Origin of the sequence: Mycobacterium kyogaense (assembly GCF_036946525.1) — a bacterium.
Classification (GTDB): Bacteria; Actinomycetota; Actinomycetes; order Mycobacteriales; family Mycobacteriaceae; genus Mycobacterium; species Mycobacterium kyogaense_A.
The window spans coordinates 94,023-119,184 of the sequence record NZ_JAQIIY010000015.1 but is presented as its reverse complement, the minus strand read 5'-3'; the positions used below and the strand labels follow the sequence as shown (position 1 = coordinate 119,184).

The window sequence follows — 25,162 nt, the reverse complement described above, 5'->3', positions numbered from 1 at the left end:
GGCGGGGCCGAATGTGGCGTCTGGCGAAAGCTGTCACCACCCGGGTACAGAGGAACGCTACAGCTTTGCGTCACCTCACGACTGTCGGGCTTTACTCTTGGCACTCGTGTCCAAGCTTTCGACGGCCGCCCGACGGCTCGTACTGGGCCGGCCGTTCCGCAGCGACAAGCTCGCCCACACGCTGCTGCCGAAACGGATCGCGCTCCCGGTCTTCGCCTCTGACGCGCTGTCCTCGGTCGCCTACGCCCCCGAAGAGATCTTCCTGGTGCTCTCGGTGGCCGGGCTGTCCGCCTACTCGATGGCGCCCTGGATCGGCCTCGTGGTCGCGGCGGTCATGCTGATCGTGATCGCCAGCTACCGCCAGAACGTGCACGCCTACCCGTCCGGCGGCGGCGACTACGAGGTGGTGACCACCAACCTCGGCCCCACCGCGGGCCTGACCGTGGCCAGCGCGCTGCTGGTCGACTACGTGCTGACCGTGGCCGTGTCGATGTCGTCGGCGATGTCGAACATCGGATCGGCGATTCCGTTCGTCGACCAGCACAAGGTGTGGTTCGCGATCATCGCGATCCTTGTCCTGGCATCGCTCAACCTGCGCGGTATCCGGGAATCGGGCACCGCGTTCGCGATCCCCACCTACGCCTTCATGGTCGGCATGTACGTGATGCTGGGCTGGGGCTTCTTCCAGATCTATGTGCTGGGCCACCACCTGCGCGCCGAGTCGGCGGGTTTCGAGATGCATTCCGAGCACGGCGACGTCCTCGGGTTCGCGTTGGTGTTCCTGATCGCGCGCGCGTTCTCCTCGGGCAGCGCGGCGCTGACCGGTGTCGAGGCGATCAGCAACGGGGTGCCGGCGTTCCAGAAACCCAAGTCCCGCAACGCCGCGACCACGCTGCTGTTGCTCGGCGGGATCGCGATCACGCTGTTCATGGGGATCATCATGTTGGCGCGTGCCACCGGTGCGCAGATCGCCGAGCGTCCGCTGGAACAGCTTGGTGGGGCGCCGCCGGATTATCAGCAGAAGACGCTGATCGCCCAGTTGGCCGACGCGGTGTTCCACGATTTCCCGATCGGGCTCTACCTGATCGCGGGGGTGACCGCACTGATCCTGGTGCTCGCCGCGAACACGGCGTTCAACGGATTCCCGGTGCTGGGCTCCATCCTCGCCCAGGACCGTTTCCTGCCCCGCCAGCTGCACACCCGCGGAGACCGGCTGGCCTTCTCCAACGGCATCCTGTTCCTGGCGTTCGGCGCGATCGCGTTCATCGTGGCGTTCCAGGCCCAGGTGACCGCGCTGATCCAGCTCTACATCGTCGGGGTGTTCGTGTCGTTCACTCTCAGCCAGATCGGCATGGTGCGGCACTGGACGCGGCTGCTGCGCACCGAGACGGACGCGTCCGCTCGGGCGAGGATGATGCGCTCGCGGGTCATCAACACCATCGGTTTCCTGTGCACCGGAACGGTGTTGATCATCGTCGTGCTCACCAAGTTCCTGGTGGGGGCGTGGATCGCGATCCTCGCGATGGCCGCGCTCTTCTTCATCATGAAGCTGATCCACAAGCACTACGCGTCGGTGAGCCGCGAGCTGGAAGCCCGCGCGGCCGAGATGGAGGACATCGTGCTGCCCAGCCGCAACCACGCGGTGGTGCTGGTGTCGAACGTGCACCTGCCGACCCTGCGCGCGCTGGCTTACGCGCGGGCCACCCGCCCCGACATGCTGGAAGCCATCACGGTCAGCGTCGACGACGCGGAAACCCGTGAGCTCGTGCACAAGTGGGAATCCAGTGACATCAGTGTGCCGCTGAAGGTCATCGCCTCCCCGTACCGCGAGATCACCCGTCCCGTCCTCGAGTACGTCAAGCGGGTCAGCCGCGAGTCGCCCCGCACCGTGGTGACGGTGTTCATCCCCGAGTACGTGGTCGGCCACTGGTGGGAACAGGTGCTGCACAACCAGAGTGCGTTGCGCCTCAAGGGCAGACTGCTGTTCGAACCCAACGTCATGGTGACCTCGGTGCCGTGGCAGCTGTCCTCGTCGGAGCGGCTCAAGAAGCTCGAACCGCAGTCCGCCCCGGGCGACGCGCGCAAGGGGTTCCTCGATTGACCGATGAGCCGCCGGCGGAGTTGATCCTCACCACGGGGCGCCCCGCCAACGGCGGTAGCGTCGTCGCCCGCCACGACGGCAGGGTGGTGTTCGTGCGCTACGCCCTGCCGGGGGAGACCGTGCGGGCGCGCCTGATCGGCGCCGGGCCGCGGGAGAAGTTCTGGAACGCCGAAGCGGTCGAGGTGATCGAGCCGTCGCCGGATCGCGTCGACTCCTGGTGCCCCATCGCCGGCGTGGGCGGGTCGGGATGCTGCGATCTGGCGTTCGTCGAGCCTGCGGCGGCGCGTCGGCTCAAAGGTGCGGTGGTGGCCAATCAGCTTGCGCGGCTGGGCAATTACGACTGGCGGGCAGAGGACGACGCGTCGGCGGAGGCAGTCGGGGAGGCCGGGCACACCGGCTGGCGTACCCGCGTGCGTCTTGACGTATCGGCTGATGGGCGAGCCGGATTTCACCGGTACCACAGCGCCGATCTGGTGCACCGGCTCGACTGCGCACAGGTGCCCGACTCCCTGCTGTCCGGGGTGGCCGAGCAGCGGTGGCCCTCGGACGCCGCGGTACACGTGGCCGTCGACGATGACGGCCACCGACATATCGTGGTGGCAGCCAAGGGCCGCAAAACCGAAGTGCTCGAAGGTGATTACGAGGGAATGCAGCGGGTCGCCGGTCGGACGTGGCGTGTCCCGGTGACGGCGTTCTGGCAGGCGCACCGAAACGCCCCGGCTCTCTACAGCGCACTGGTGTCGGAGTGGGCGCAGCTCACGCCGGGCATGACCGCGTGGGATCTGTACGGCGGTGCGGGCGTGTTCGCGGCGGCACTGGCGACCGCCATGGGGGACTCGGGGCGAGTGCTCACCGTCGACACCTCGCGCGGCGCCGCACGCGCCGCCCGTGCCGCGCTGGCCGATCTGAGCTCGGTCAGCGTGATCACCGACTCGGTGCGCCGTGCGCTGGCTGCGCAGACGACCCGCGCCGACGTCGCGGTGCTCGACCCGCCGCGCACCGGGGCCGGGCGCGACGTGATCGCCGCACTGGCCGCGGCCGAGGTGCCCCGGATCGTTCACATCGGTTGCGAGGCGGCATCTTTCGCGCGCGACATCGGCTTGTACCGCGACGGCGGCTATCAGGTCGAGGATCTGCGGGTCTTCGATTCGTTCCCCCTCACCCACCACGTCGAGTGCGTCGCGGTGCTCACCCGGTAGTAGGGTCATCGCCAGGTGTGCCGGGAAGTCTGGTCGGCGTCCATTCGGCGACCGAGGAGGCACCTGATGACCGACGATCCCCGTGTGCCGCTGCGGCGGCGGTTGTTCAGCCGCGGGTCCTGGGCCGAGACCAGCCGGGCCACCGAGATCCTGCGCAAGGAGACCGTCGGCGGCGTCATCCTCCTCGTGGCGGCCGCCGCTGCGCTCGTGTGGGCCAACTCGCCGTGGGCGGCAAGCTACTTCGCATTGCGTGACCTCGAGGTCGGCGGCCACTGGCTGGGGCTGCATCTCGACCTGACGCTTGGGACGTGGGCGGCCGACGGGCTGCTGGCGATCTTCTTCTTCGTCGTCGGACTGGAGCTCAAACGGGAGTTCGTCGCCGGCGATCTGCGGGATCCGAGCCGCGCCGCGCTGCCGATCGCCGCCGCCGTGGGCGGCATGGCGGTGCCCGCGCTGATCTTCGTCGCCATCAACTCCGGCACCGGGGACGGCGCGCTCCGCGGTTGGGCGATCCCGACCGCCACCGACATCGCGTTCGCGGTGGCCGTCCTCGCCGTCATCGCCACGCATCTGCCGTCGGCGCTGCGCACCTTTCTCCTGACGCTGGCTGTGGTGGACGACCTGCTGGCCATCACCGTGATCGCGGTCTTCTACTCCGAGAAGATCAACCTGGTCGCGTTGGCGGCCACGCTGATCCCGCTCGGGTTGTTCGCGCTGTGTGTGCAGCGCCGCATCCGGTCCTGGTGGCTGCTGATCCCGCTGGCCGTGCTCACCTGGGTGCTGATGCACGAGTCGGGCGTGCACGCCACGGTCGCCGGCGTGCTGCTCGGGTTCACCGTGCCGGTGCTGCGCAGTGAGGCCGCCGGAGGGCCCGACGCCGGGCCGGGGCTCGCGGAGCACTTCGAGCATCAGCTGCGTCCGGTCTCTGCGGGGTTCGCGATCCCGGTGTTCGCGTTCTTCGCCGCCGGGGTGGGGATCGGCGGGCTGAGCGGTCTGGGCCACGCGCTGACCGACCCGATCACGCTCGGCATCATCGCCGGGCTGGTGCTGGGCAAGCCGATCGGCATCCTGCTGACCACCGGAGTCCTGTCGCGGGTCACCCGGGCCACGCTCGATCCGTCGCTGCGCTGGGTCGACGTGTTCGGCATCTCGCTACTGGCCGGAATCGGCTTCACAGTGTCGCTGCTGATCGGCGACCTGGCCTACGGCATGGGCTCCGAACGTGACGAATTCGTGAAGATCGGCGTGTTGTGCGGATCACTGTCGGCGGCCTGTCTGGCCGCGGTGGTCCTGCTGACCAGGAACGCGGCCTACCGGCGGATTTGCCGGGAGGAATCGGTGGACGAGGACCTCGACGGCGTGCCCGATGTGTACCAGCGTCGAAACGACTGATCTCGTTACCGGTGCGTAGACTGACCCAATGCTTGAACAGATCCGCGGTCCCGCTGATCTTCAGCACCTGTCGCAGGCACAGGTGGATGCGCTGGCCAAGGAAATCCGCCACTTCCTGATCCACAAGGTCGCGGCAACCGGCGGTCACCTGGGACCCAATCTCGGCGTGGTGGAGCTGACGCTGGCGCTGCATCGCGTCTTCGATTCACCCCATGATCCGATCCTGTTCGACACCGGGCATCAGGCCTACGTGCACAAGATGCTCACGGGCCGCAGCCAGGACTTCGAGACGCTGCGCAAGAAGGACGGCCTATCCGGCTATCCCTCGCGCGAGGAGAGCGTGCACGACTGGGTCGAGTCCAGCCACGCGTCCTCGGCGCTCTCCTACGCCGACGGCCTGGCGAAGGCCTTCGAGCTCAGCGGGCACCGCAACCGCCACGTGGTGGCCGTCGTCGGCGACGGCGCCCTGACCGGCGGCATGTGCTGGGAAGCGATGAACAACATCGCGGCGTCGCGGCGTCCCGTCGTGATCGTCGTCAACGACAACGGCCGCAGCTACGCGCCCACGATCGGCGGGTTCGCCGAGCACCTGGCCCGGTTGCGTCTGCAGCCCGGCTACGAGCGGGTGCTCGAAGAAGGCCGTAAGGCGGTGCGGGGCGTGCCGATGATCGGCGAGTTCTGCTACCAGTGCATGCACAGCATCAAGGCCGGCATCAAAGACGCGCTCTCCCCGCAGGTGATGTTCACCGACCTGGGCCTCAAGTACGTCGGTCCGATCGACGGCCACGACGAGCACGCCGTGGAAAGCGCGCTGCGCCACGCCCGCGCCTTCAACGCGCCGGTGGTGGTGCACGTCGTCACCCGCAAGGGGATGGGCTACGCGCCCGCCGAGAACGACGAAGACGACCAGATGCACGCGTGCGGCGTGATCGATCCGGAGACGGGCCTGGCGACGACGATCCCGGGTCCGGGATGGACGTCGACGTTTTCCGAATCGTTGATCGCGCTGGCCGGCAAGCGGCGCGACGTCGTCGCGATCACCGCGGCGATGCCGGGTCCGACGGGTCTGAGCGCGTTCCGGCAGCGCTATCCCGACCGTTTCTTCGACGTCGGCATCGCCGAGCAGCACGCGATCACCTCTGCTGCAGGTCTGGCGATGGGCGGCATGCACCCTGTTGTCGCGGTGTACTCGACGTTCCTGAACCGAGCGTTCGACCAGGTGATGATGGACGTCGCGCTGCACAAGCTGCCGGTGACCATCGTGCTGGACCGCGCCGGAGTCACCGGTCCCGACGGGGCCAGCCACAACGGCATGTGGGACATGTCGATCCTCGGCGTGGTCCCCGGCATGAAGGTGGCGGCGCCGCGCGACGGCGCCCGGCTGCACGAAGAGCTGGCCGAGGCCCTCGACGTCAACGACGGCCCCACCGCCATTCGCTTCCCGAAAGGCGATGTCGGACAAGACATTCCGGCAGTGGAACGCCGCGACGGGGTGGACGTGCTGGCTAAGCCCGCCGAGGGTCTCTCCGACGACGTGCTGGTCATCGCCGTCGGTCCGTTCGCGACGATGGCGCTGGCGGTGGCCGAGCGGCTGCGCAATCAGGGCATCGGCGTCACGGTCGTCGATCCCCGGTGGGTGCTGCCGGTGCCCGCGGTGCTCATCACGCTGGCCGCGCAGCACAAGCTCGTCGTCACGCTCGAGGACAACGGGGTGCACGGCGGTGTCGGTTCGGCGGTCTCGACGGCATTGCGTCGCGCGGAGATCGATGTGCCCTGCCGGGATGCCGCGCTGCCACAGCAGTTCTTCGCCCACGCCTCCCGCGGTGAGGTGCTCGCCGAAGTCGGCCTGACCGAGCGCAATCTGGCCCGCCAGATCACCGGCTGGGTCGCAGCACTGGGCACCGGGGTCGCGGAGAAGGAAGTCAGCCAGCACCTGGACTGACGAGAGTCAGTCGCTGGGCGCCGATTCCAAGGCCGCAGTCAGCACAGGTGTGGTCAGTTCGCGCTGCCAGCGTCGCGCTGACGTCGTGTCCAGAAACGCCTCCACCGCGGCGGTGGTGTCGTTCACGGCGACCCAGTCCCAGCACAGCCGGCGCACCGTGTCGGGTGCGAGGAGATTCTCCGGCGGCACGGAAACCTGTTGCGCCAGTTCGTTGATCGCGGCCCGCGCCGCTTCGAGCCGGGCGGCGGCCTCGGGCTTGCGGCGGGCCCACCGTGACGCCGGCGGGGGACCGCTGGACGGTTCCTGCGACGACGGCGGGTCGGCGGTGCGGGCCCGCGCCAACGCGTCGAGCCACACGCTCGCGCTGCGGCGTTGCCGGGCTCCGCCGAAAATCGGTAGCGCGGTGAGCTTTTCGACCGTGTCCGGATCTGCGGTGGCCGCGTTGACGATCGCGCTGTCGGGCAGGATTCGGCCCGGGGCGATGTCACGCCGTCGGGCGATCTGATCGCGGGTCAGCCACAGTTCCCGCACGGCGGCCAGCGCCCGCGGGTCGCGCACCTTGTGGATTCCCGAGGTGCGCCGCCAGCGGTCCCGCCGCGTCGGTGTGCTCTCCGCGATCCGCAGGTACTCGAATTCCTCTCTGGCCCAACCGTCTTTGCCCTCGGCGGTGAGCACGGCATCGATCGCGTCGCGCAACTCGATCAGCACCTCGACGTCGAGTGCGGCGTAGTTCAGCCACTCGTCGGGAAGGGGCCGCTTCGACCAGTCCGCTGCGCCGTGCCCCTTGGTCAGCGCCAGGCCCAGCAGCTGCTGCACCATCGAGGCGAGGTTCACCCGGTCGAGGTCGGCCAGACGCCCGGCCAGCTCGGTGTCGTACAGCGACGGCGGGCGCATGCCGATCTCGGCCAGGCAGGGTAGATCCTGATCTGCGGCGTGCAGAATCCACTGATCTTCCGAAAGTACCTGCGCCACAGGGGCGAGCACCTCGACGGAGTCACCGCCGTGGCTCACGGGGTCGATCAGCACGGTGCCCGCGCCGGCACGCCGGATCTGCACCAGGTAGGCACGGTTGGAGTACCGGAACCCCGACGCCCGCTCGGCGTCGACGGCGAACGCGCCGGAGCCGGATGCGAGAAGGTCTGCGGCGCGGGCGATTTCGCTGCGGCTCACGGAGATGTTCGGCACTCCGTCGCGGGGGACCAGCAGCGGCGTCGCGGAGATCTCAGGGGTCTCGACGTCGTCGGAGTGTTCGGCGTCCGGCGGGGAACCGCTGGTGTCGGGTTCGGCCATCGGAGATCAGGCGCGGGTGCGCGAACCCAGGTCGGTCACCCCGGCGGGCGGCAGGCCTGCGGCGTGTTCGAGCACCTCGCAGAACGCCTCGACGTGGGGTCCCAGTTCCAGATCGGTGGCGGTCCACGACGCGCGCAACTCCAGCTGGTGGGCTCGCGGTGGTCCGGAGATGTCGCCGTAGCGGACGGACGTGGTGGCGGTGACGGTGCCGCCGAGCGCGGTCAGGTGCTGCGCGCGCTCGGTCAGGGCGTCGACGAGCCAACTCCACGCCACCTCGGGGAGCAGCGGATCGACGGCCTCGGTGGAGTCCAGGTCGGCCTGGATGTAGGCGACCAGCCGCATCGTGCCGTCCCACGCGTCGGCGCCCTCGGGGTCGTGGAGCAGGATCAGCCGGCCGAACGCGTCGCCGTCGGAGCGCTCGGGCACGATCGCGGCTTCGGCGTGCTTGACCTCGGCGCCCAGTGCGTAACTGAAGGGGGCGAGGCGTTGCGGCGGCCGGATCGGGCCCAGCTCGATCTCCGGCCGCACGGTGGTGGCGTTCATCGCCGCCACCGCTTCACGGAATTGAGCCGGTTCGGCGGAGGTCACGCCGATCGACGGTAGTGCATTTTCACAGGTCTGTGCTCATGGCGCGCCGATTCGGGGCCGAGCAGGCATGGCAGCATGGGCATCGATGAACACGCGCCGCGAGCTGCCCGAATCGCCCTACCTGGCTGCCGTCGCCGGCCGCAAACCCCACCGCACGCCGGTGTGGATGATGCGGCAGGCCGGTCGGTCACTGCCCGAGTACCGAGCACTTCGGGCCAAGAACACCATGATGCAGGCCTGCTTCGACGCCGACCTGATCACCGAGATCACGCTGCAGCCGGTGCGTCGCCACGACGTCGACGCCGCAATCCTGTTCTCCGACATCGTCGTCCCGCTGCGCGCGGCCGGCATCGCGTTGGACATCGTGCCCGATGTGGGCCCGGTCATCGATCACCCGATTCGCACTCGGGCCGATGTCGGCGCCATCTCGGCGCTCGATCCCGATCAGGTGGCGCCGGTGGCGACCGCGGTGAGCCGGCTGACCGGTGAACTGGGGGAGGTGCCGCTGATCGGGTTCGCCGGAGCCCCCTTCACGCTGGCGTCCTATCTGGTGGAGGGCGGTCCGAGCCGCAACCACGAGCACACCAAGGCGATGATGCTGGGCGAGTCCGACACCTGGCACGCGCTGATGGAATCCCTGACCGAGGTCACGATCGCGTTCCTGCGCACCCAGATCGAGGCGGGCGTCGACGCGATCCAGGTGTTCGATTCCTGGGCGGGAACCCTGTCGCTGGCCGACTACCGCAGCTACGTGCTGCCCCACAGTGCCCGGGTGTTCGCCGCGCTGGCCGGCTACGGAGTGCCGATGACGCACTTCGGCGTCGGGACCGCGGAGTTGCTCGGCGCCATGTCGGAAGCCGTCGTCGGGCACGACGTTCCCGCGGTCGTCGGGGTGGACTGGCGGACGTCGCTGGCCGATGCCGCGGGGCGCGTGCAGCGCGGTGTCGCACTGCAGGGCAACCTCGATCCGGTGGTGCTGTTGGCGGGCATGCCGGTGGTCGAGCGGGCGGTGCGGGCCGTCGTCGAGGACGGGCGGCGCGCGGTGGACGCCGGAGCCGTCGGACACGTGTTCAACCTCGGTCATGGGGTCCTGCCGGCCACCGACCCTGCCGTCATCACCGAAGCTGTGGCGCTGGTGCACCAGCTGTGACAACGTATTGCGTTGTCGGCGGCGGCATTTCGGGTTTGGTGGCAGCCTATCGGCTGCGGGTGGCGGCCGGCCCGGATGCATCGATCACCGTGCTGGACCCGGCGGACCGGCTCGGCGGAGTGTTGCGCACCGAACGCATCGGCGGGCAGCCGATCGACGTCGGTGCCGAAGCGTTCGTCACTCGCCGCCCGGAGGTGCCCGCGCTGCTGGGGGAGCTGGGCCTGTCGGGCAAGCAGCTGACCACCACCGGGGTGCGTCCACTGATCTACAGCGAGGGGCGACTGCATCCGCTGCCTCAGCAGACCGTCAACGGCATCCCGACCCGGCCCGCCTCGCTGACCGGGCTGGTCGACGACGCCACGATCCGCTGGATGCTCGACGAGCCCCGCCGTCCGCTGTCCTGGACCCCCGGCGCCGACCCGACGGTGGCCGATCTGGTCGGCGACCGCTTCGGCGAACAGGTGGTGGTGCGATCGATCGACCCGCTGCTGGCCGGGGTGTATGCCGGTTCGGCCGCGACGATCGGGTTGCGTGCGGCCGCCCCCACCGTGGCAGCCGCACTCGACCGCGGAGCGCGCAGCCTCACCGAGGCCGTCACCGCCGCGTTGCCGCCGCCTACGCCGGGGTCGGTGTTCGGTGCGATCGACGGCGGCTACGCCGTGTTGATCGACGAGTTGGTGCGGCGTTCGCGACTCACGTGGGCGCAGGTCGCCGTCCGCGGCATCGCTCCGGCGAGCCACGGCTGGGAGGTGCTCGACGACGAGGGTGCGCGTTGGCCCGCCGATGCGGTGGTGCTGGCAGTGCCCGCGCCGCGGCTGCCGGCGCTGCTCGGCGATCTCGCTCCCCGCACGGCCGCGGCCGCCCGGCGCATCGAGGTGGCCTCGGCCGCGGTGGTCGCGCTGGCACTGCCGGGTGGCACTCCGCTGCCAGAGCAGTCAGGCGTGTTGGTCGCCGGCCGCAGCCGTCTGCACACCAAGGCGGTGACGCTGTCGTCACGCAAGTGGGGTCGCCGAGGCAGCGTCGAGATGGTCCGGCTGTCCTACGGCCGGTTCGGCGACGACCTGGCCCGGCGCACGGGCGACGACGACCTGCTGGCATGGGCCGAGCAGGATCTCGCGGCGCTGTTCGGCATCACGGTGACACCGGAGGACAGCACCGTGGTGCGCTGGCTCGACGCGATGCCGCAGTACGGTCCACGACATGCCGACCTGGTCGCCGAACTGCGCGGCGGGCTGCCGCCGGGGCTCGCCGTGGCTGGTGCTTATCTCGACGGCATCGGGGTGCCGGCCTGCGTGGCGGCCGCGACCCGGGCGGTGGCGGCCATCCTGACGCGATAGAGCCCCGTGGCACGATAGAGCGATGGCCAAGCTCGACTTCGACGCGATCAACTCCACCATCCGCTACCTGATGTTCTCGGTGTACGCCGTCAAACCTGGGGTGCTTGCCGACGGTGACGATGCGCGAGCGGCCGTCGTGGACGAGACCGAAGCGTTCCTCAAGCAGCAGGAGGACAACGGCGTCGTCGTGCGGGGGATCTACGACGTCGCCGGTATGCGGGCCGACGCCGACTTCATGATGTGGACCCACGCCGAGACGGTGGAGGCTCTGCAGGCGACCTACGCCGACTTCCGCCGCACCACCAGCTTGGGCCGCGCGTCGACCCCGGTGTGGAGCAATGTCGCGCTGCACCGGCCCGCCGAGTTCAACAAGAGCCATGTTCCGGCGTTCCTCGCCGGAGAGGAGCCGGGGGCCTACATCTGCGTCTATCCGTTCGTCCGCTCTCTGGAGTGGTACCTGCTGCCCGACGAGGAGCGCAGGCGGATGTTGGCCGAGCACGGCATGGCGGCGCGGGGCTACAAGGACGTGCGCGCCAACACCGTGCCGGCCTTCGCGCTGGGTGATTACGAGTGGCTTCTCGCGTTCGAAGCGCCCGAACTCCACCGCATCGTCGACCTGATGCGCGATCTGCGCGCCACCGACGCGCGCCGTCACGTCCGTGAGGAGACCCCGTTCTACACCGGGCCGCGCATTTCGGTCGAGCGTCTGGTCAACGCTCTGCCCTAGATTTTTGCTGGCAATGAAAATTTTTGTCGAGCTCATTCGATGCTTGCAAATTGTTGACAGCAGCGTAGAACGACGTCGTAGGGTCTTTAGACCCTTAATTGCCGAGAAAGTGCCGTCCTAGCAAACGACCAATTACTGCTGGGAATTGGTTTTGCTCGCCGCGCTCCATTGCTAACATTCCCTCCATGCCGAAAACCTGGGGGGTGGCGGCCGGCGCACTCGTCGTCGGCGGCGCCTACGGCGCTTGGCTCTGGTCCGGGCGGGGCGGGCCGGACCTCATCCGCGCCGTCGACGATGTCGGTCTGGCCGTTTTCGCGTTGATCGCCGCGGTCAGCGCCGTATGGGCGGCCGTCTCGTTGCGCGGTCCCGATCGAGCAGCGTGGGCCTTCATGGCGGCCGGATTGACGGGGTGGGCCGCCGGCGAGGTGGTGTGGAGTTACTACGACCTGGTGCTCGGTGAAGCTCCCGCACCGTCGTGGGCGGACGCCGGCTACATGTCGTTTCTCGCAGGAGCGGGGCTGTGCCTGATCGTCCTGCTGACCGCGGCGCCGCCCGGCACACAGCTGCGGGTGGTCATCGACGGTGTCATCGTCGCAGCCGCGATCTTCGGTGCCGCATGGGTCATTTGGTTGCAGACGGTGTACACCGCACAGCAGAGCGACGTGTTGGCGGTGGCCGTGGCGCTGGTCTATCCGGTGACCGATATCGCGTTGGTCACCATCGCGGGTCTGATGCTGTTGCGTACGCCTCACGCGCGGCGTCCGCAGATGGCGTTGCTGACCGTGGGTCTGATCGGCGTCTCGTTCTCCGATGTCGCTTTCGCCTACCTGACGGCAACGGCCACCTACGCCAACCAGCATCACCTGTCGGTCGGCTGGGCGACGGGCTTCCTGCTGATCGCCGGCGCGGCGGTGCGAGCCGCGCAGACCGGCTCCGTCGATGCCGGCGCGCAGCCGCCCGCGGTCTCGGGTTGGCTGCCGTACGTGCCGGTGCTGCTGTCGGCCGTGTTGTGCACGCCGGTGCTGATCGCCGGGTTGGGTCCGGTGTTCGTGGCCGTCGCCGTCATCGTGATCGCCGTGTTAATTCGGCAGTTCGTGATCCTCGGGGAGAACCGGCAGCTGCGTGCCGACCTCGCGGCGCGCCGTCGGGACGCGGGCCCGCCGCCGATCCTGGTGGAGCTCGAGCACGCCATCGATCACGGCGAACTGCGCGTCGTCTACCAGCCGCAATACGACCTCTTCACCGGCGAGATCATCGGCGCCGAGGCGCTCATCCGCTGGCCGCATCCTCGCCGCGGGCTGCTCAACCCCGACCAGTTCCTGCCGTTGGTGAACAGGTGCGACCTGATGACGTCACTGACCACCGCGGTGCTGGACCTGGCCCTCACCGATGCCGCGGCCTGGCACGCCAAGGGCTTCGAGATCCCCGTCGCGGTCAACGTCTTCGCGCCCGTCGTGAGCGACCCCCGCGCTCAGTGCCGGCATCGCCGAGGCGCTGCGCCGGCACGGGCTGGAACCCGAGGCACTGACCGTCGAGATCACCGAGGACAGGTTGCTCGCCGACATGCCGGGCACCCGAACGGCGCTGGATCGTCTGCGCGCAGCAGGGGTGCAGGTCGCGCTCGACGACTTCGGTAGCGGTTACTCGGCGTTGTGGTACCTGCGCGATTTCCCGGTGGACCAGGTCAAGCTGGACCGGGAGTTCATCGCGCCGATCCTGACGCACGGGCCGTCGGCGACCATCGTGCGCGCCGTGATCGAGATGACCCACGCGCTGGGACACACACCGGTGGCCGAGGGCGTCGAGAGCGCCGAGATCGCCGACCGGCTACGCCAGTTCGGCTGCCGGGTGGCGCAGGGCTTCCACTTCAGCAGGCCGATACCGAGTGCCGAGATGCTGGCTCTGCTCGAGGCGCAGCGTCGTGAACCGACGCTGACACCGGAGCCTCACTGATCGGTCGGCGCCAGCCGCAGCGAGATCGAGTTGATGCAGTACCGCTGATCCGTCGGGGTCGGGTAGCCCTCTCCTTCGAAGACGTGCCCAAGGTGGCTGTGGCAGTTCGCGCACAGCACCTCGACCCGGTGCATGCCCAGCGAGTCATCGGATCGCAGGACCACCGCGTCGGAATCCGCGGGGTCGAAGAACGACGGCCACCCGCAATGGGATTCGAACTTCTCGGTGCTGCGGAACAATTCGGCGCCGCACGCGCGGCACTGGTAGACGCCTTCGGTCGTGGTGTCGGTGTATTCGCCGGTGAAGGGACGTTCCGTGCCTGCGCGGCGCAGCACGGCGAACTCCTGAGGATTCAGCCGCTCCCGCCACTGGTCGTCGGTCAGCTGCAGCTTCGGACCTGTCATCTCACCAGGCTACTCAGCGGCCCGAGCGGCGGAGAGCAACCAGGGCGGGTCGATCCCGTCGGCCACCCGCCCGTCCCGCCGGGCGTCGAGGTAGCGGAAGAGCAGCACGCAGAACACCACGATCACCATGAGCGACCAGCCGTAGGTGATCTTGAGGTACTCCAGCGCGCGCCCGGTCGACGGAAGCTGCCACAGCAGCCAGCGGTCCATCGTCAGGAAGCCGTAGGTGGCCAGCCAGGCGACCCAGTTGCGCAATACCGAATTCGGCAGCACGACCGTCATCAAGAACGGGAACAGCGCAATCGAGTAGTAGCCCTGGCCGAGGGAGAGCACCAGCCACGAGGTGACCAGCAGGACGCCCGAGGACGTCAGCATCCAGAAGAACTGGTCCCGGGTGCGGTAGTACCGGTACAGCAGCCACAGCGCCGCCGCGCCGAGTGCGGCGAACAGGACGCGCAACGCGAGGATCAGCCACGTCGGTAGACCGAAATAGAGACCATTGCCCAGAATCGAGCTGTTGAAGTAGTCGCGGGTGGAGAAGATGTAGGGCACCGTGCGGGTCACGAAGTTCATGGGGTCCGAGATCAGCGGCCAGGCAGCGAGATTGAATGCGACCGGGATGGCGATCGCGGTGACCAGGACCCGCCACTGCCGGTTCAGTACCGGCAGCAGCAGAAGCGGCGCGAGCAGTGGTTTGACCACCAGCGTCAGGCCGATGCTCACCCCGGCCCACCATTCGTGGCTGCGGTTGCCGTCCAGCAGCCAGCGGAAGAAGAGCACCTCGAGCAGCAGCATGACACCGTTGATGTTTCCGAACACCAGCGTGTTGGTGACGGATTCGGTGCAGAACATCGCGAGCAGCAGTGCGGGCGCGGCGACCGAGCTCAACGTGAAGCCGAACAGGCGCAGTAGGAAGTAGCCGGCCAGGATGATCGCCACGGTGTTGAAGAAGATGAACCAGTTCCGCGATGCCACCTCGGGGATGTATCCGAAGGGCGCCATGATGAGCGTGCCGCCCGGCGGATACAGGTAGTGCGGATCGACGTAGTCGAAGTGCTCGTTGTAGATGTCCCAGCCGAACTTGAAGTTGATGACGGCGCGGTACACCGGGGCGAAGTCGTCGGTGATGTAGCGGTTGAACACCAGCACGTAGCTGCGGTGGATCACCGACAGGATCGCCAGAGGCCACAGAACCGAACGCAGAACGGAAGCGGCGGTGGGCGGGGAGGTGCGGGGCCTGAACGCTTTCACCACAAGATCACGCACGTCAGGCACCGTACCGTAGCGGCAGGTAGGGGTGTCGTCAGGCCGGGCAGTACGTGTCGGTGGCGGGCAGCGTGCCGGTGTCGAGGTAGCCGAGCACAGGGGGCAGCGCGCATGCCGAGTACACGGTGGCGCCGTGGCCGATGCCCTGCCAGATCACCCGCCGGTTGGTCGAACCGGCGTTGATCGCGGTCGCGGCGACGGCCGCGACACCCTCGTTGCCGACAACCGGATCGTTCTGCACGCCCAACAGCAGCGTCGGCGTGGTCAGGCCCTGCGGTTCCTTGGGTGCGGTGCCACTCGGCCAGTTCAGGCACTTCACCATGTCGAGGGCGCCGACGGTCCCGAACTGCGGATAGCGCTTGCCCCACTCGACGACGAGTTCGCGAACCCGGTCGGGGGTGGGCCGGTTCAACGCGTCGCTGCACGAGTTGACGAACTGCCCGTCGGTCTGGCGCAGGGTCTCGGCGGTGTTGATCAGGTTGTTGAGCCGGTTGGTGTCCCCGCCGTTGGCGTCGGCGATCGCCTGGGCGAGGTCGCGGCCCGCGTCCACGCGATTGCCCTGAGGGAACGCCAGCGCCGTGGCGATCGCGTCGGCGACCGCGGCCACCGACGCGCCACCGGGTCCGTTGCCGGCGCGGGCCGACGCCAGCAGCGTGTCGACGGCGCTCTTGGGATCGGGCAGCGGGCAGTTGCCGGCCGCACACTGACTGGCCCACGCGTCCAGCGCGGCCTGCTCACCCTTGACGCGCTGCTCGGTCGCCGCCTCGGCCGAGATACCCAGCGGCAGCGGCGAATCCAGGACCAGGCGGGCGACCTTGTTGGGGTGCGAACCGGCGTAGGCCAGTGCCACCTGCGCACCGTTGCCGACGCCGAGCAGCGCGAGCGCGGGCACGTCCCACGTGGTGCGCAGGCGCTCGAGGTCCTCGGCGGCATGGGCGTTGTCGTAGGCGGAGTCGCCGGGGGCGATCGTGTCGGTGCAGCTCATGGTCGCGGTCATCGTGATCGCGCCGAGGTTGGCGACCGGGTCGTCGCCCGACTGGAACTGGGCCTGCTCGAACATCTCCTGGCGGTCGAACACGTCGCGGCAGTCCAGCGCACCCGACATGCCGATGCCGCGACGATCGACCGCGACGACGGGATGTTTGGACAGCACGTCGGTGCCCGCGCCCGCCAGCCAGGCGGGGAGCTGCACTGAGGACGGCAGGTCGGAGCCGGTCGTCATCACCAACGGTCCCGCGTCGGCGGGCGTCTCGGCGGAGCGAGCGCGCACCACGCCGATGCTGACCGATCCGGTGGCCCCGGCGATCGGGTCCAGGTCGGCGTCGTAGCTCGCACAGTCGAGCGTGACTCCCGGGGGAGGTTCGACCGCGGCCGCGCTGAACACTCGCGACGTGCAGTCACGCCAGGAGAGCTCGTTCTTCGGTACCTCGATGGCCGGCGGCCCCGCCGGCTTCTCGCTGCTCGTCACCGCACCCTGCGGGGTCGCCCCCGAATCGGTGGCGTAGCGCGGGTTGGCGGCCAGCCCGGGGGAGCACGCGGTGAGCAACGACACCGTCACCGCAAGCACTGCCGGCACCGATCGACGCATGCCGACCACAGTACTGATGGCGCTCACCGATCCCCGGCGGCGCGGGCGTAGCGCAGGAACAGGTAGCCGGCGTCGTCGCTGAGGATCTGCTGCAGGCGCAGCGGGGTCTGGTCGTCGCCGTCTCCGGTGACGATGCGCCCGGCTGCCCCGCCGACGAGCACCGGCGCGACGGTCAGGCACAACTCGTCGAGCAGGTCGTCGGCGATCAGCCTGCCGAGGATTCCGGGGCCGCCTTCGGCGAGTACCCGGCCCAGGCCGCGGTCGGCGAGCACGCCCACCGCGCGTGACAGCTCCAGCGACTCGGGGTCCGATCCGGACACATCGATCACCTCGGCCAGATCGCCCAGCGTGCGCCGGGTCTCGGGTGCGGCGGCCGCGCTGGTGAACACGATCGGCGGCACCTCGGTGCGCTGGAAGACCGCGGCGTCGGGATCGACGGAGCCGGACCGGGTGAGCAACGCGATCGGGGCCACGGCGGCCTGCCCGCGGGCTTCGCGGGCCGCGCGCTGCTCGGCAGTCACGGACACCCCTGAATAGTCCTCGGCGCGCACTGTCGCGGCGCCGACGAGGATGACGTCGGCCAGTTCGCGCAACACCGAGAAGACGGCCTTGTCGCCGTCGCCGCCGAGACCCCCCGACGTGCCGCCGCTGGTCGCTCCGCCGTCGGCCGAGGCAATCATGTTGGCCCGCACCCACCGCTCGGCGGGGTAGGCGTACCGGGTGATCAGCTCGGCGCGGTCGATCGCGTCGGCCGTGCCGAGCACTGTGAACTGCGTCCCGTCCGCGTTATCGCCCATACGCAGAATCTCAGCACGCCGATAGGGTGCCTGCATGCACGGGTCCAGCACCAGCTCTCACCTCGAGTCCGGCGAGGTCGCGCACCTCACCGATCGGCACCCCAGCGTCACGCCGGAAAGGTTGGTCGCCCAGCTGGTTCCGCCGCCCACATTCGCCGACGTCAGCTTCGATACCTACCGGCCCGATCCCGGCGAGCCCACGCAGGCGGCCGCGGTGCAGACGTGCCGCCAATTCTGCGAGCAGGCGGTGCAGCGCCGCGCCGGCAAGAAGAAGCTCTTCGGCAAGCGTGAGGTGCTGCCCGGTGTCGGTGTGTATCTCGACGGCGGCTTCGGTGTCGGCAAAACCCACCTGCTCGCTTCGTCCTACTACGCGGTCGAGGGTCAGAAGGCGTTTGCGACCTTCGGCGAGTTGACTCAGCTGGCAGGCGTGTTCGGGTTCGTCGAGTGCATCGAGCTGCTCGCCGACTACACCCTGCTGTGCATCGACGAGTTCGAGCTCGACGACCCCGGCAACACCACGCTGATCTCGCGGCTGCTCTCCGCGCTGGTCGAGAAGGGGGTGTCGGTCGCGGCGACGTCGAACACGCTGCCCGAGCAGCTCGGTGAGGGCCGGTTCGCCGCACAGGATTTCCTGCGCGAGATCAACACGCTCGCAAAGATGTTCACGACGGTACGTATCGAGGGCCCGGACTACCGGCACCGCGATCTGCCGCCCGCACCCGAGCCGCTCAGCGATGCCGAGGTCACCGAGCGCGCCGGGGAGGTGGCGGGCGCGACGCTCGACGACTTCGACGCACTGTGCGCGCATCTCGCGACGATGCATCCGTCGCGCTACCTGACGTTGATCGAGGGTGTCACGGAGGTGTTCCTGACGGGCGTGCATCCGCTCGACGACCAGAACGTCGCGCTGCGGTTGGTGTCACTGACCGACCGGCTCTACGACGCCGGTGTCCCGGTGGTCGCGTCCGGCGCCAAGCTCGACACGGTGTTCAGCGAGGAGATGCTGGCCGGCGGCTTCCGCAAGAAGTATCTGCGGGCGACGTCGCGGTTGCTCGCGCTGACCGCTGCGGGTCAGACGGGGCGCACCATCACGTAGTCCGCTTCGATGTGGTCGCCGAGCCGAAATGTCTTGGTGCCGGTGACCTCGAAGCCACTCTTGCGGTAGAAGCGTTGTGCGCGAACGTTTTTCTGATTCACGCCCAGCCACATCGAGGCTGCTGTGTCCGCATGGTGCAGTGCGGCCGACATCAACGCCGCCGAGGCGCCGGCGCCGTGCGCGTCGGGCAGTACGTACATCTTCGAGAGTTCGACCGTCGGACGGACGGTCACCGCGGCGGCCACGTCGGGATCGTCGGGAACGCCGCCGATCAGCATGGCGTAACCGATGATCCGGTCGTCCTCGATCGCGGTGAGCACCTCCCGGTTGGGGTCGCTCAGGTACGCGGCGAAGCGTTCGGGGGTGAGGTTCTCGGCGACGAAGGCGGCCACGTCGTCAGGGGTGCACGACGGTGGGCAGGCCAGCGGGAAGGTGCGTGCCGCGATGGCGGCGAGTTCGTCGAGTCGGGCCGGGTCGGCCGCGGTGATGTGCAGGCTCAGGCGACGTTCCACTGGGCCAGGCGGATGCCGGTGATGCGGTCGAGCAGCACGACGTTCGAGACCAGATCGCGGTAGCAGTCCCACCACACGCCGCCGGTGAACGTGCGACCGACCTGAGCGTTCTGCATGCCGTACTGCAGCGCGTCGGGGGCGTCGCTGTTGCGGGGTTCGTACGCGTCGCCGGTGGGGGTCACGCCGCGGAACGCGTAGGTGATGCCCATCGCATAGGGGGTGGGCAGCTTCACCGGGGTGATCGTGACGTCGGCCCGGTACACCTGGTAACGCGGGGCCCGGGGCGGATAGCCGAAGCCGGGCGGAACCGGCGAGGGGTTGACGCCGAGGACAGCGACGTCGGCGACCAGGCCCTCGAATTCGACGCGCAACGTGTCGCCCAGCCGTCCGATCGGGATCACCGCGGCACCGGCGGGAGGCGCGAGGACGCTTCCCAGCATGGCAATCGTGGCGGCGAGCACGATGACGAGCCAGCGTCGCATGTCCGGTCCCCTCGTAGACGTCCTGGCATGATCGCACACCGGTCGAGGCCGTCGGCGGGATACGCCGCTCACGGTTGCGGGAAGGCCTCCAGGGCTGTGCGCAGGTCGCGTTCGAACCGCTCGACGTCGACGCCGAGTTGGTGCAGCACGCCGTCCTCGTCCTCGTCGTCGTAGAGCGCGAGCAGCAGGTGTTCGGTGCCGACGTAGTTGTGGCCGAGTCGCAGCGCCTGTCGGAACGTCAGCTCGAGGGCCTTCCTCGCGCGGGCGTCGAAGGGGATCAGGGCCGGCACCTCGTCGACGGCGTCGGGCAGGGTGATCGCGGTCGTGATGGTCCCTGCGTCGATGCCCTGATCGGCGAGCAGGCGGGCTGCGAGCCCCGACGGGTCGGCGGCGAGACCGAGCACGAGGTGGGCGGGACCGATCTCGGCGTTGCGGGCTGCATGGGCGCGGTTCTGCGCCTCGACGATCACGGCGCGGGCGCGGGGGGTGAAGCGTTGGAACCCGCTGTTCGGGTCCATCGCCGCGGCGTCGGTCGGGGTCTTGGGGACGAAGCGCTTCTGGGCGGCCTGCTTGGTGACGCCCATGCATCTGCCGATGTCGGTCCACGAGGCGCCCGATCGGCGTGCCTGGTCGACGAAGTGGCCGATTAGATGGTCGGCGACCTCGCCGAGCGCTTCGGCGGCCAGCACCGCGTCGGTCAGCTGGTCGAGCGGTTGATCGTGGACGTGGGTGATCGCGTCGATGAGGTCGTCGAGACGGACGGGGTGGCTGATGCGAACGTCGGTCATTCGTCAACCTTAGGTTGACGATAGGTTGGCGTCAACCCTGGGTTGACTGAGGGTATCCGCGCCGAACGGCTCGATCGAGGATGCCCAGCGTGCCCCGCAGTGCCAGTTCGGACACCACCGGGAAGATCTCGGCCTCGCGCCACTGCTGGTCGATCGCCGACCAGTCGTAGAACGAGGTGACCAGCGTGTCCCTCGCCGCTCGGCTCCAGGCGGTAGCCGTAGACGTGCCCGATCTGAGGCCGGATCTGTCCGAGGATGGTCCAGGCGATCAACCTGTCCTGCTCGAACTGCGTGATCTCGACCGTGACGTCGTAGCGGCCCATGGGGAAGTCGTTGAGGGCCTCACGGTCCATGTGCACGACGAAGGTGTCACCGACGGCGCGCACGGTGTCGCCGTCGGCGTCCTGCAACATCCCGGTGGCATCGATGGCGACGTGGCCTTGTGGATCGCAGAGCACAGCGAAGACTGCGTCGGGAGCTGCGGCGATGGTGCGAGACACTTCGATGCGGTCAGTCATGTGTCGATGGTGGCATGCAGTGGTGTGAATCACTCGGAAGTTTCGTTTTGGCGGAAGTCTGGGAACCCTTCCGAAGATGCGCCCTGACGAAAAGATCAAGACACAGCACCCACGAATGCTGCGCCGAGCTCTGGACTTCATCCACGACAACGCGCAGTACGACATCACGATCCGCGACATCTCCGCGGCAGCCGACGTGACACCGCGAGCGATCCAGTACGCATTTCGCGAGCATGTCGGCACCACGCCGCTGGAGTACCTGCGCCGGATCCGGCTGGAGCGGGCTCACCGCGAGCTAAAATCGGCGGACCCGGCCCGCGACACAGTGACCTCGATCGCCGGCCGCTGCGGGTTCACCCATCCCGGCCGATTCAGCAGTGCTTACAAGGAGATCTTCGGCACGGAGCCCAGTCGCACGCTCCGCAGCTCCGCTAGTTGATGGGTGTGAAGCCCTCGCGGTTGTAGATGCCGGCCAGCCAGCCTTGGGGGCCCATGCACACCAGTGGGCGTCCGTCAGCGGCCTGAGCGGCCGACTGCGGGTTGGGGCAGGGTGCTCCGATGTCCTGCACGCCCTTGAGGTCGTAGGTGATCTGCCAGAACCCGGTGTACACGGGCGGCCATTGGTTGGGGATCCACCGGCACTGCAACGCCTCGCCGCCGGGTCCGCGCCCGAATGTGAAGCGTTCCATGTTCGTGCAGGGCGCCGTCAGATGCGCGTCGTAGAGCATGCCGGGGACGTCGTTGGCGTAATGCCCCGGCTCGTCGAAGTAGATGGGACCCGGGTCGGCGGCGGCCACGGGTGCCGCGCCCAACGCGGCCAGGCCGATCAGCGTCGAAGCCGCCATCTCGCGAATCATGTCCCACCCTTTGGTCGCCCGTTGGTTGCTGGAGCGCCCACACTATCCGGTTGCGCCTCAGCGACGGAGGGTTTCGACTGCCCGGACACGATCTCGGCCCGCCACCTGAGGGGGGTTGGTGGCGGGCCGAGCGTATCGGGGTTGTCTCGTCAGAACGTGATGCGTATGACGCTAGAAGCCGAACCTGAGAGCGACCTTATAGCCATGTAGATCTCTGCTAGAAAATCGATAACGATCAGGGTGTCGGTCAGGAGCCGAACCGGCTCAACTCTGCCTTGGCGTTGCGCTCGACGAACAGCGGCACGAAGTCGCGGATGGGGCGCCCGGTGAATCGCGCGTACTCCTCGTGCACCACCGCGGCCACCCGATCTGGTGCCACGGATGTGTGGGCATCGGCCAGGCGCTGGGCGACCTGATCGATGATCTGCTGTTCACTCAACTCGATCACCGGCTCAGCTTCGTCCCGCGGACAACCCGACGTCAATCGACCCCTGACACTCGAAAGTGACTGTGCTGGGACAACGGCGTGGCCGTGTGGTGAACATCAAAAAGCTACTTCATCTTCAGCACCCAGGCGGGCGCCCAGTGGGTGACGGACTGCTTGTCTCCGCCGAAGTTGACGGGGTAGGTGATCAAACCCCACCAGCCGCCCTGTTCGCCGAGGCCCCAGCAGGAGAGTCGACCCTCGACGATGGTGTCCATCTGGAGTCCGTGGGGGTGGTACCGGCCGGCACTGTGGGGTTCGCGCGGGAACATCGCGACGAGGTCGACCAAAACGGCAACCGGCGGGTGCACCCTGCGGAACACCGTCCGCAGGGGCTGCCCGCCGTGGCCGATCTGTTGCAGACCCACCTTTCGATCATATGTTCGATCGAAGGGTCTGCAGAAGAGGGGCGTCAGCCCTGGTTGTTCGCCTTCGTGATGCCCGGCGTGAAGTTCGGGCCGCACGGCATCTTGATGCCGTGCTGTGAGCACAGCGCCACGCCGCCTTGCACGCCGTCGTAGCTCGCGGCCTTGGGGTAGGTGCCGGTCTGATCGACGCCGCTGGACGCTTGAGAAATGGCGGCACCGCTCAGGGAGGCGGTGAGCATGGCTGCTCCGGTGAGCAGTCCGGCGGTCGCGGCGATGAGGCGGTTCGGCATGTCGATCTCCTGGTCGATGGTGTCGGCCGGGCGAGCGGATGTCCCGGCAGGTGCTGGCGTCGATGATGTGCAGCCAACATGCGAGAAACCACCCTGATTGCCTGTCGATCCACTGACGGCCGCGACAGGCTTTGGGAAGTTCACAGCGGGGTGTCAGAAATCGTTGACATAGTGCCGCGCTGCGACCGGTAGCAACTGATATCGGTTTCAGTGGGTGGTGCGGTGCCTACGCCGCGTATCTCGTGTCAACCGTGCGTCAGCGCGTTGTTCCGTTGGCAAGAAACAGGGGAGCTAGGCCACGGCCAGCATTATGGCGAATCACCAGCAAATCCCTGCGCTGCGGTGACGCTGGCGCCACGATGGCGACGATGCCGGGAGTCCGGCACGAAGGGCGCCAATCATGACGGGTAATGCACGGGGAGCGGCTGTGGGCCCGACTGTGTCACGTTCAATGCGGGCGACGGGACGGCTGACATGCGGCTGCAGAACGGGACGTGGAGTGGGGTCACGTCGGAGGGGCTGGCGCTCGCGTTCGACGGCGCGACGATGTTCGGCATGATGTTCAAGCCTGAGACCAATCAGACGGTCGACGCCCATGTGATCAAGATCGGCACGTGGCCGATAGCGAAACATGGTGCGCGATACTGGGATTGAACCAGTTCAACAGGGTTGCTAGGATTGATGTGTTGACCAGCGCAAACAACGTTCTATCTGCTCTGATGCTGGTCAGTGTAGCGGAACCAAGCGGAACCTTGAAGAAGATTGTTACTGTTTCGTTCGCTCACAAGGAGTTCACGCAGGCATACTGAGTTCACGCACGGCAGAGAGGTCACCCGAGTGGCACGAGGAGTAGGTCGCAAGCCGCAGAAGCGTGGCGCATTCGGCACAGCGCACAAACTGCCCTCGGGCCGCTACCGCGCCCTATACCACGGCCCTGACGGCCGTCGGTACAAGGCCGACCGGACTTTCCTGACGGAAAAGGACGCCCGCGGATGGTTGTCCTTGCGTCAGGCGGAGATCATCGACCAGTCGTGGAAGCCGCCAGCCGCCCTCAACGCTGAAAGTGGACTCACACTTGCGGACTACGCCAACGCCTGGCTGCCGAAGCGCAAGGTGCGCGGCCGGCCGTTGAAGGACCGCACTCGCGAGCACTACCGCAAGCTGCTGGACGAGCACGTCCTGCCCGCCCTCGGCGCTATCCCTGTGGCATCGCTGTCAAAAGAGGACGTCGAGACGTGGTACGACGAAAAGCTCAGCGCTGACACCCCGACGCTGCGCGCCCATGCCTACGGTCTGTTATCCACGATCATGAACAGCGCCGTGGCGGACAAGAAAGCGGGCACCAATCCGTGCGTCATCCGCGGGGCGGGAACTGCGCGGCGCGTCCACAAGCCAAAGCCCGCATCGCTCGACGAGATCGAAACCATCACCAAAGCGATGCCCGAACGCCTTCAGGCCATGGTTCTGTTGGCGGCATGGGCGGCCCTGAGGTTTGGGGAGACTGTCGAGCTTCGCCGCTCCGATATCTCCATAGTCGAGGCCAAGGAGCCTGAGGACTCCTACGGCATCGTCCACGTCCAACGGGCGGTGGTCAGAACTGACGACGGTTTTAAGGTGACCACGCCAAAGTCCGAGGCCGGCGCCCGAGACGTCGAGATTCCTCCTCACCTGCTGCCGGTTATCAAAAATCACCTCGAGAAGTTCACTGGTTCCTCCGACGACTCTCTACTGTTCCCGGCCGCATCGGGGGAGCACCTGGCGCCAGCCACCCTGTATCGGCACTATTACAAGGCGCGCGCCGCTGCGAATCGAAAAGACCTGCGCTGGCACGATTTACGTCATTCGGGAGCGGTGCTGGCAGCAGCCACGGGCGCATCGTTGGCCGAGCTGATGGCGCGACTTGGGCACAGCACACCCGCCGCGGCCCTGCGCTATCAACATGCGGCGCAAGGGCGTGACCGACAGATCGCAAAACTACTGTCCGGCATCGCGACGACGAAAGACACGCCGAACAATTAAGTTCCGCGTGAAGC

26 protein-coding genes and 1 pseudogene are annotated in these 25,162 nt (G+C 68.0%); 13 read left to right on the top strand and 14 right to left on the bottom strand.

The genetic code is table 11. The annotated features are described in order from the left end of the window. The first annotated feature begins 106 nt into the window (after positions 1–106). The 4 genes from PGN37_RS13680 to dxs all read left to right on the top strand — a co-directional run bounded on the left by PGN37_RS13680 (position 107) and on the right by dxs (position 6,634). Complete coding sequence (locus PGN37_RS13680; RefSeq protein WP_335331566.1) at positions 107–2,101, top strand: APC family permease; 1,995 nt, start codon at positions 107–109, stop codon at positions 2,099–2,101. Beyond that, positions 2,098–3,300 (top strand): class I SAM-dependent RNA methyltransferase, encoded by a 1,203-nt coding sequence (locus tag PGN37_RS13675; protein WP_335331565.1) that lies wholly within the window; start codon positions 2,098–2,100, stop codon positions 3,298–3,300. The genes PGN37_RS13680 and PGN37_RS13675 overlap by 4 nt, the downstream gene beginning before the upstream one ends. A 66-nt stretch (positions 3,301–3,366) precedes the next feature. Then, positions 3,367–4,692, top strand: a complete 1,326-nt coding sequence (gene nhaA, locus PGN37_RS13670; RefSeq protein ID WP_335331564.1) for a Na+/H+ antiporter NhaA — start codon at positions 3,367–3,369, stop codon at positions 4,690–4,692. Between the two features lie 28 nt (positions 4,693–4,720). Next, positions 4,721–6,634, top strand: coding sequence for a 1-deoxy-D-xylulose-5-phosphate synthase (gene dxs / locus PGN37_RS13665; RefSeq protein WP_335331563.1), 1,914 nt, complete (start codon positions 4,721–4,723; stop codon positions 6,632–6,634). A gap of 6 nt (positions 6,635–6,640) precedes the next feature. On the opposite strand, the gene PGN37_RS13660 is transcribed toward dxs, so the two are convergent. Both PGN37_RS13660 and PGN37_RS13655 read right to left on the bottom strand, forming a co-directional pair. Further along, positions 6,641–7,924: a ribonuclease D gene (locus PGN37_RS13660; RefSeq protein ID WP_335331562.1), complete on the bottom strand. Its 1,284-nt coding sequence runs from the start codon at positions 7,922–7,924 to the stop codon at positions 6,641–6,643. A 6-nt stretch (positions 7,925–7,930) separates the two neighbouring features. Further along, a complete protein-coding gene (locus tag PGN37_RS13655; protein ID WP_335331561.1) occupies positions 7,931–8,512 on the bottom strand; it encodes a DUF3000 domain-containing protein in 582 nt (193 codons plus the stop codon). Between the two features lie 85 nt (positions 8,513–8,597). Here PGN37_RS13655 and hemE point away from each other — a divergent pair, with 85 nt between their 5' ends. The 5 genes from hemE (at position 8,598) to PGN37_RS13630 (ending at position 13,679) form a co-directional block, all read left to right on the top strand. After that, positions 8,598–9,662 carry a uroporphyrinogen decarboxylase gene (hemE, locus tag PGN37_RS13650; protein ID WP_335331560.1) on the top strand — a complete coding sequence of 355 codons (1,065 nt, stop codon included), beginning with the start codon at positions 8,598–8,600 and terminating at the stop codon, positions 9,660–9,662. Further along, on the top strand, positions 9,659–10,999 hold the full coding sequence (locus PGN37_RS13645; RefSeq protein WP_335331559.1) for a protoporphyrinogen oxidase: 1,341 nt from the start codon (positions 9,659–9,661) through the stop codon (positions 10,997–10,999). The genes hemE and PGN37_RS13645 overlap by 4 nt, the downstream gene beginning before the upstream one ends. Before the next feature lie 22 nt (positions 11,000–11,021). After that, positions 11,022–11,726, top strand: a complete 705-nt coding sequence (gene hemQ, locus PGN37_RS13640; protein WP_335331558.1) for a hydrogen peroxide-dependent heme synthase — start codon at positions 11,022–11,024, stop codon at positions 11,724–11,726. A gap of 185 nt (positions 11,727–11,911) precedes the next feature. Next, positions 11,912–13,363 carry an EAL domain-containing protein gene (locus PGN37_RS13635; RefSeq protein ID WP_335331557.1) on the top strand — a complete coding sequence of 484 codons (1,452 nt, stop codon included), beginning with the start codon at positions 11,912–11,914 and terminating at the stop codon, positions 13,361–13,363. Beyond that, entirely contained in the window at positions 13,251–13,679 is a 429-nt protein-coding gene (locus tag PGN37_RS13630; RefSeq protein ID WP_335331623.1) for an EAL domain-containing protein, read from the top strand. The genes PGN37_RS13635 and PGN37_RS13630 overlap by 113 nt, the downstream gene beginning before the upstream one ends. On the opposite strand, the gene msrB is transcribed toward PGN37_RS13630, so the two are convergent. The 4 genes from msrB to PGN37_RS13610 are packed head-to-tail and all read right to left on the bottom strand — an operon-like array spanning position 13,673 to position 17,734. Further along, positions 13,673–14,083, bottom strand: a complete 411-nt coding sequence (gene msrB / locus PGN37_RS13625) for a peptide-methionine (R)-S-oxide reductase MsrB (protein ID WP_335331556.1) — start codon at positions 14,081–14,083, stop codon at positions 13,673–13,675. The two genes, PGN37_RS13630 and msrB, sit on opposite strands and share 7 nt — an antisense overlap. A gap of 9 nt (positions 14,084–14,092) precedes the next feature. Beyond that, positions 14,093–15,349: an arabinofuranan 3-O-arabinosyltransferase gene (gene aftC / locus PGN37_RS13620; RefSeq protein WP_335331555.1), complete on the bottom strand. Its 1,257-nt coding sequence runs from the start codon at positions 15,347–15,349 to the stop codon at positions 14,093–14,095. Between the two features lie 37 nt (positions 15,350–15,386). Beyond that, on the bottom strand, positions 15,387–16,937 hold the full coding sequence (locus tag PGN37_RS13615) for an alpha/beta fold hydrolase (protein WP_335331554.1): 1,551 nt from the start codon (positions 16,935–16,937) through the stop codon (positions 15,387–15,389). 23 nt (positions 16,938–16,960) lie between these two features. Then, positions 16,961–17,734 (bottom strand): pyrimidine reductase family protein, encoded by a 774-nt coding sequence (locus PGN37_RS13610; RefSeq protein WP_335331553.1) that lies wholly within the window; start codon positions 17,732–17,734, stop codon positions 16,961–16,963. Between the two features lie 34 nt (positions 17,735–17,768). Here PGN37_RS13610 and zapE point away from each other — a divergent pair, with 34 nt between their 5' ends. After that, on the top strand, positions 17,769–18,830 hold the full coding sequence (gene zapE, locus PGN37_RS13605; protein ID WP_335331552.1) for a cell division protein ZapE: 1,062 nt from the start codon (positions 17,769–17,771) through the stop codon (positions 18,828–18,830). Here the strand turns inward: zapE and PGN37_RS13600 are convergent. The 4 genes and pseudogenes from PGN37_RS13600 to PGN37_RS13585 form a co-directional block, all read right to left on the bottom strand. Then, a complete protein-coding gene (locus PGN37_RS13600; RefSeq protein WP_335331551.1) occupies positions 18,806–19,342 on the bottom strand; it encodes a GNAT family N-acetyltransferase in 537 nt (178 codons plus the stop codon). The genes zapE and PGN37_RS13600 overlap by 25 nt on opposite strands. After that, the gene (locus PGN37_RS13595) at positions 19,327–19,824 is read right to left on the bottom strand and encodes a hypothetical protein (RefSeq protein ID WP_335331550.1); all 498 of its coding nucleotides are present in this window, start codon (positions 19,822–19,824) and stop codon (positions 19,327–19,329) included. Before PGN37_RS13595 ends, PGN37_RS13600 begins: the two co-directional genes overlap by 16 nt. Before the next feature lie 68 nt (positions 19,825–19,892). Further along, positions 19,893–20,612 (bottom strand): Clp protease N-terminal domain-containing protein, encoded by a 720-nt coding sequence (locus PGN37_RS13590; protein ID WP_335331549.1) that lies wholly within the window; start codon positions 20,610–20,612, stop codon positions 19,893–19,895. 31 nt (positions 20,613–20,643) lie between these two features. Next, positions 20,644–21,130: pseudogene (locus tag PGN37_RS13585) on the bottom strand (SRPBCC family protein). A 76-nt stretch (positions 21,131–21,206) separates the two neighbouring features. On the opposite strand from PGN37_RS13585, the gene PGN37_RS13580 reads away from it, so the two are divergent. Continuing rightward, the gene (locus tag PGN37_RS13580; RefSeq protein WP_335331548.1) at positions 21,207–21,569 is read left to right on the top strand and encodes a helix-turn-helix transcriptional regulator; all 363 of its coding nucleotides are present in this window, start codon (positions 21,207–21,209) and stop codon (positions 21,567–21,569) included. On the opposite strand, the gene PGN37_RS13575 is transcribed toward PGN37_RS13580, so the two are convergent. From PGN37_RS13575 to PGN37_RS13560, 4 genes are all read right to left on the bottom strand, one after another. After that, on the bottom strand, positions 21,562–21,987 hold the full coding sequence (locus PGN37_RS13575; RefSeq protein ID WP_335331547.1) for a hypothetical protein: 426 nt from the start codon (positions 21,985–21,987) through the stop codon (positions 21,562–21,564). The genes PGN37_RS13580 and PGN37_RS13575 overlap by 8 nt on opposite strands. A gap of 247 nt (positions 21,988–22,234) precedes the next feature. Then, positions 22,235–22,435, bottom strand: a complete 201-nt coding sequence (locus PGN37_RS13570) for a three-helix bundle dimerization domain-containing protein (RefSeq protein ID WP_335331546.1) — start codon at positions 22,433–22,435, stop codon at positions 22,235–22,237. Positions 22,436–22,539: 104 nt separating this feature from the next. Next, positions 22,540–22,833: a hypothetical protein gene (locus PGN37_RS13565; protein ID WP_442932930.1), complete on the bottom strand. Its 294-nt coding sequence runs from the start codon at positions 22,831–22,833 to the stop codon at positions 22,540–22,542. Between the two features lie 50 nt (positions 22,834–22,883). Beyond that, positions 22,884–23,129 (bottom strand): hypothetical protein, encoded by a 246-nt coding sequence (locus PGN37_RS13560; RefSeq protein ID WP_335331544.1) that lies wholly within the window; start codon positions 23,127–23,129, stop codon positions 22,884–22,886. 474 nt (positions 23,130–23,603) lie between these two features. Here PGN37_RS13560 and PGN37_RS13555 point away from each other — a divergent pair, with 474 nt between their 5' ends. Both PGN37_RS13555 and PGN37_RS13550 read left to right on the top strand, forming a co-directional pair. After that, positions 23,604–23,783: a hypothetical protein gene (locus PGN37_RS13555; RefSeq protein WP_335331543.1), complete on the top strand. Its 180-nt coding sequence runs from the start codon at positions 23,604–23,606 to the stop codon at positions 23,781–23,783. A 183-nt stretch (positions 23,784–23,966) separates the two neighbouring features. Then, complete coding sequence (locus PGN37_RS13550; RefSeq protein ID WP_335331542.1) at positions 23,967–25,148, top strand: tyrosine-type recombinase/integrase; 1,182 nt, start codon at positions 23,967–23,969, stop codon at positions 25,146–25,148. Positions 25,149–25,162: the final 14 nt, after the last annotated feature.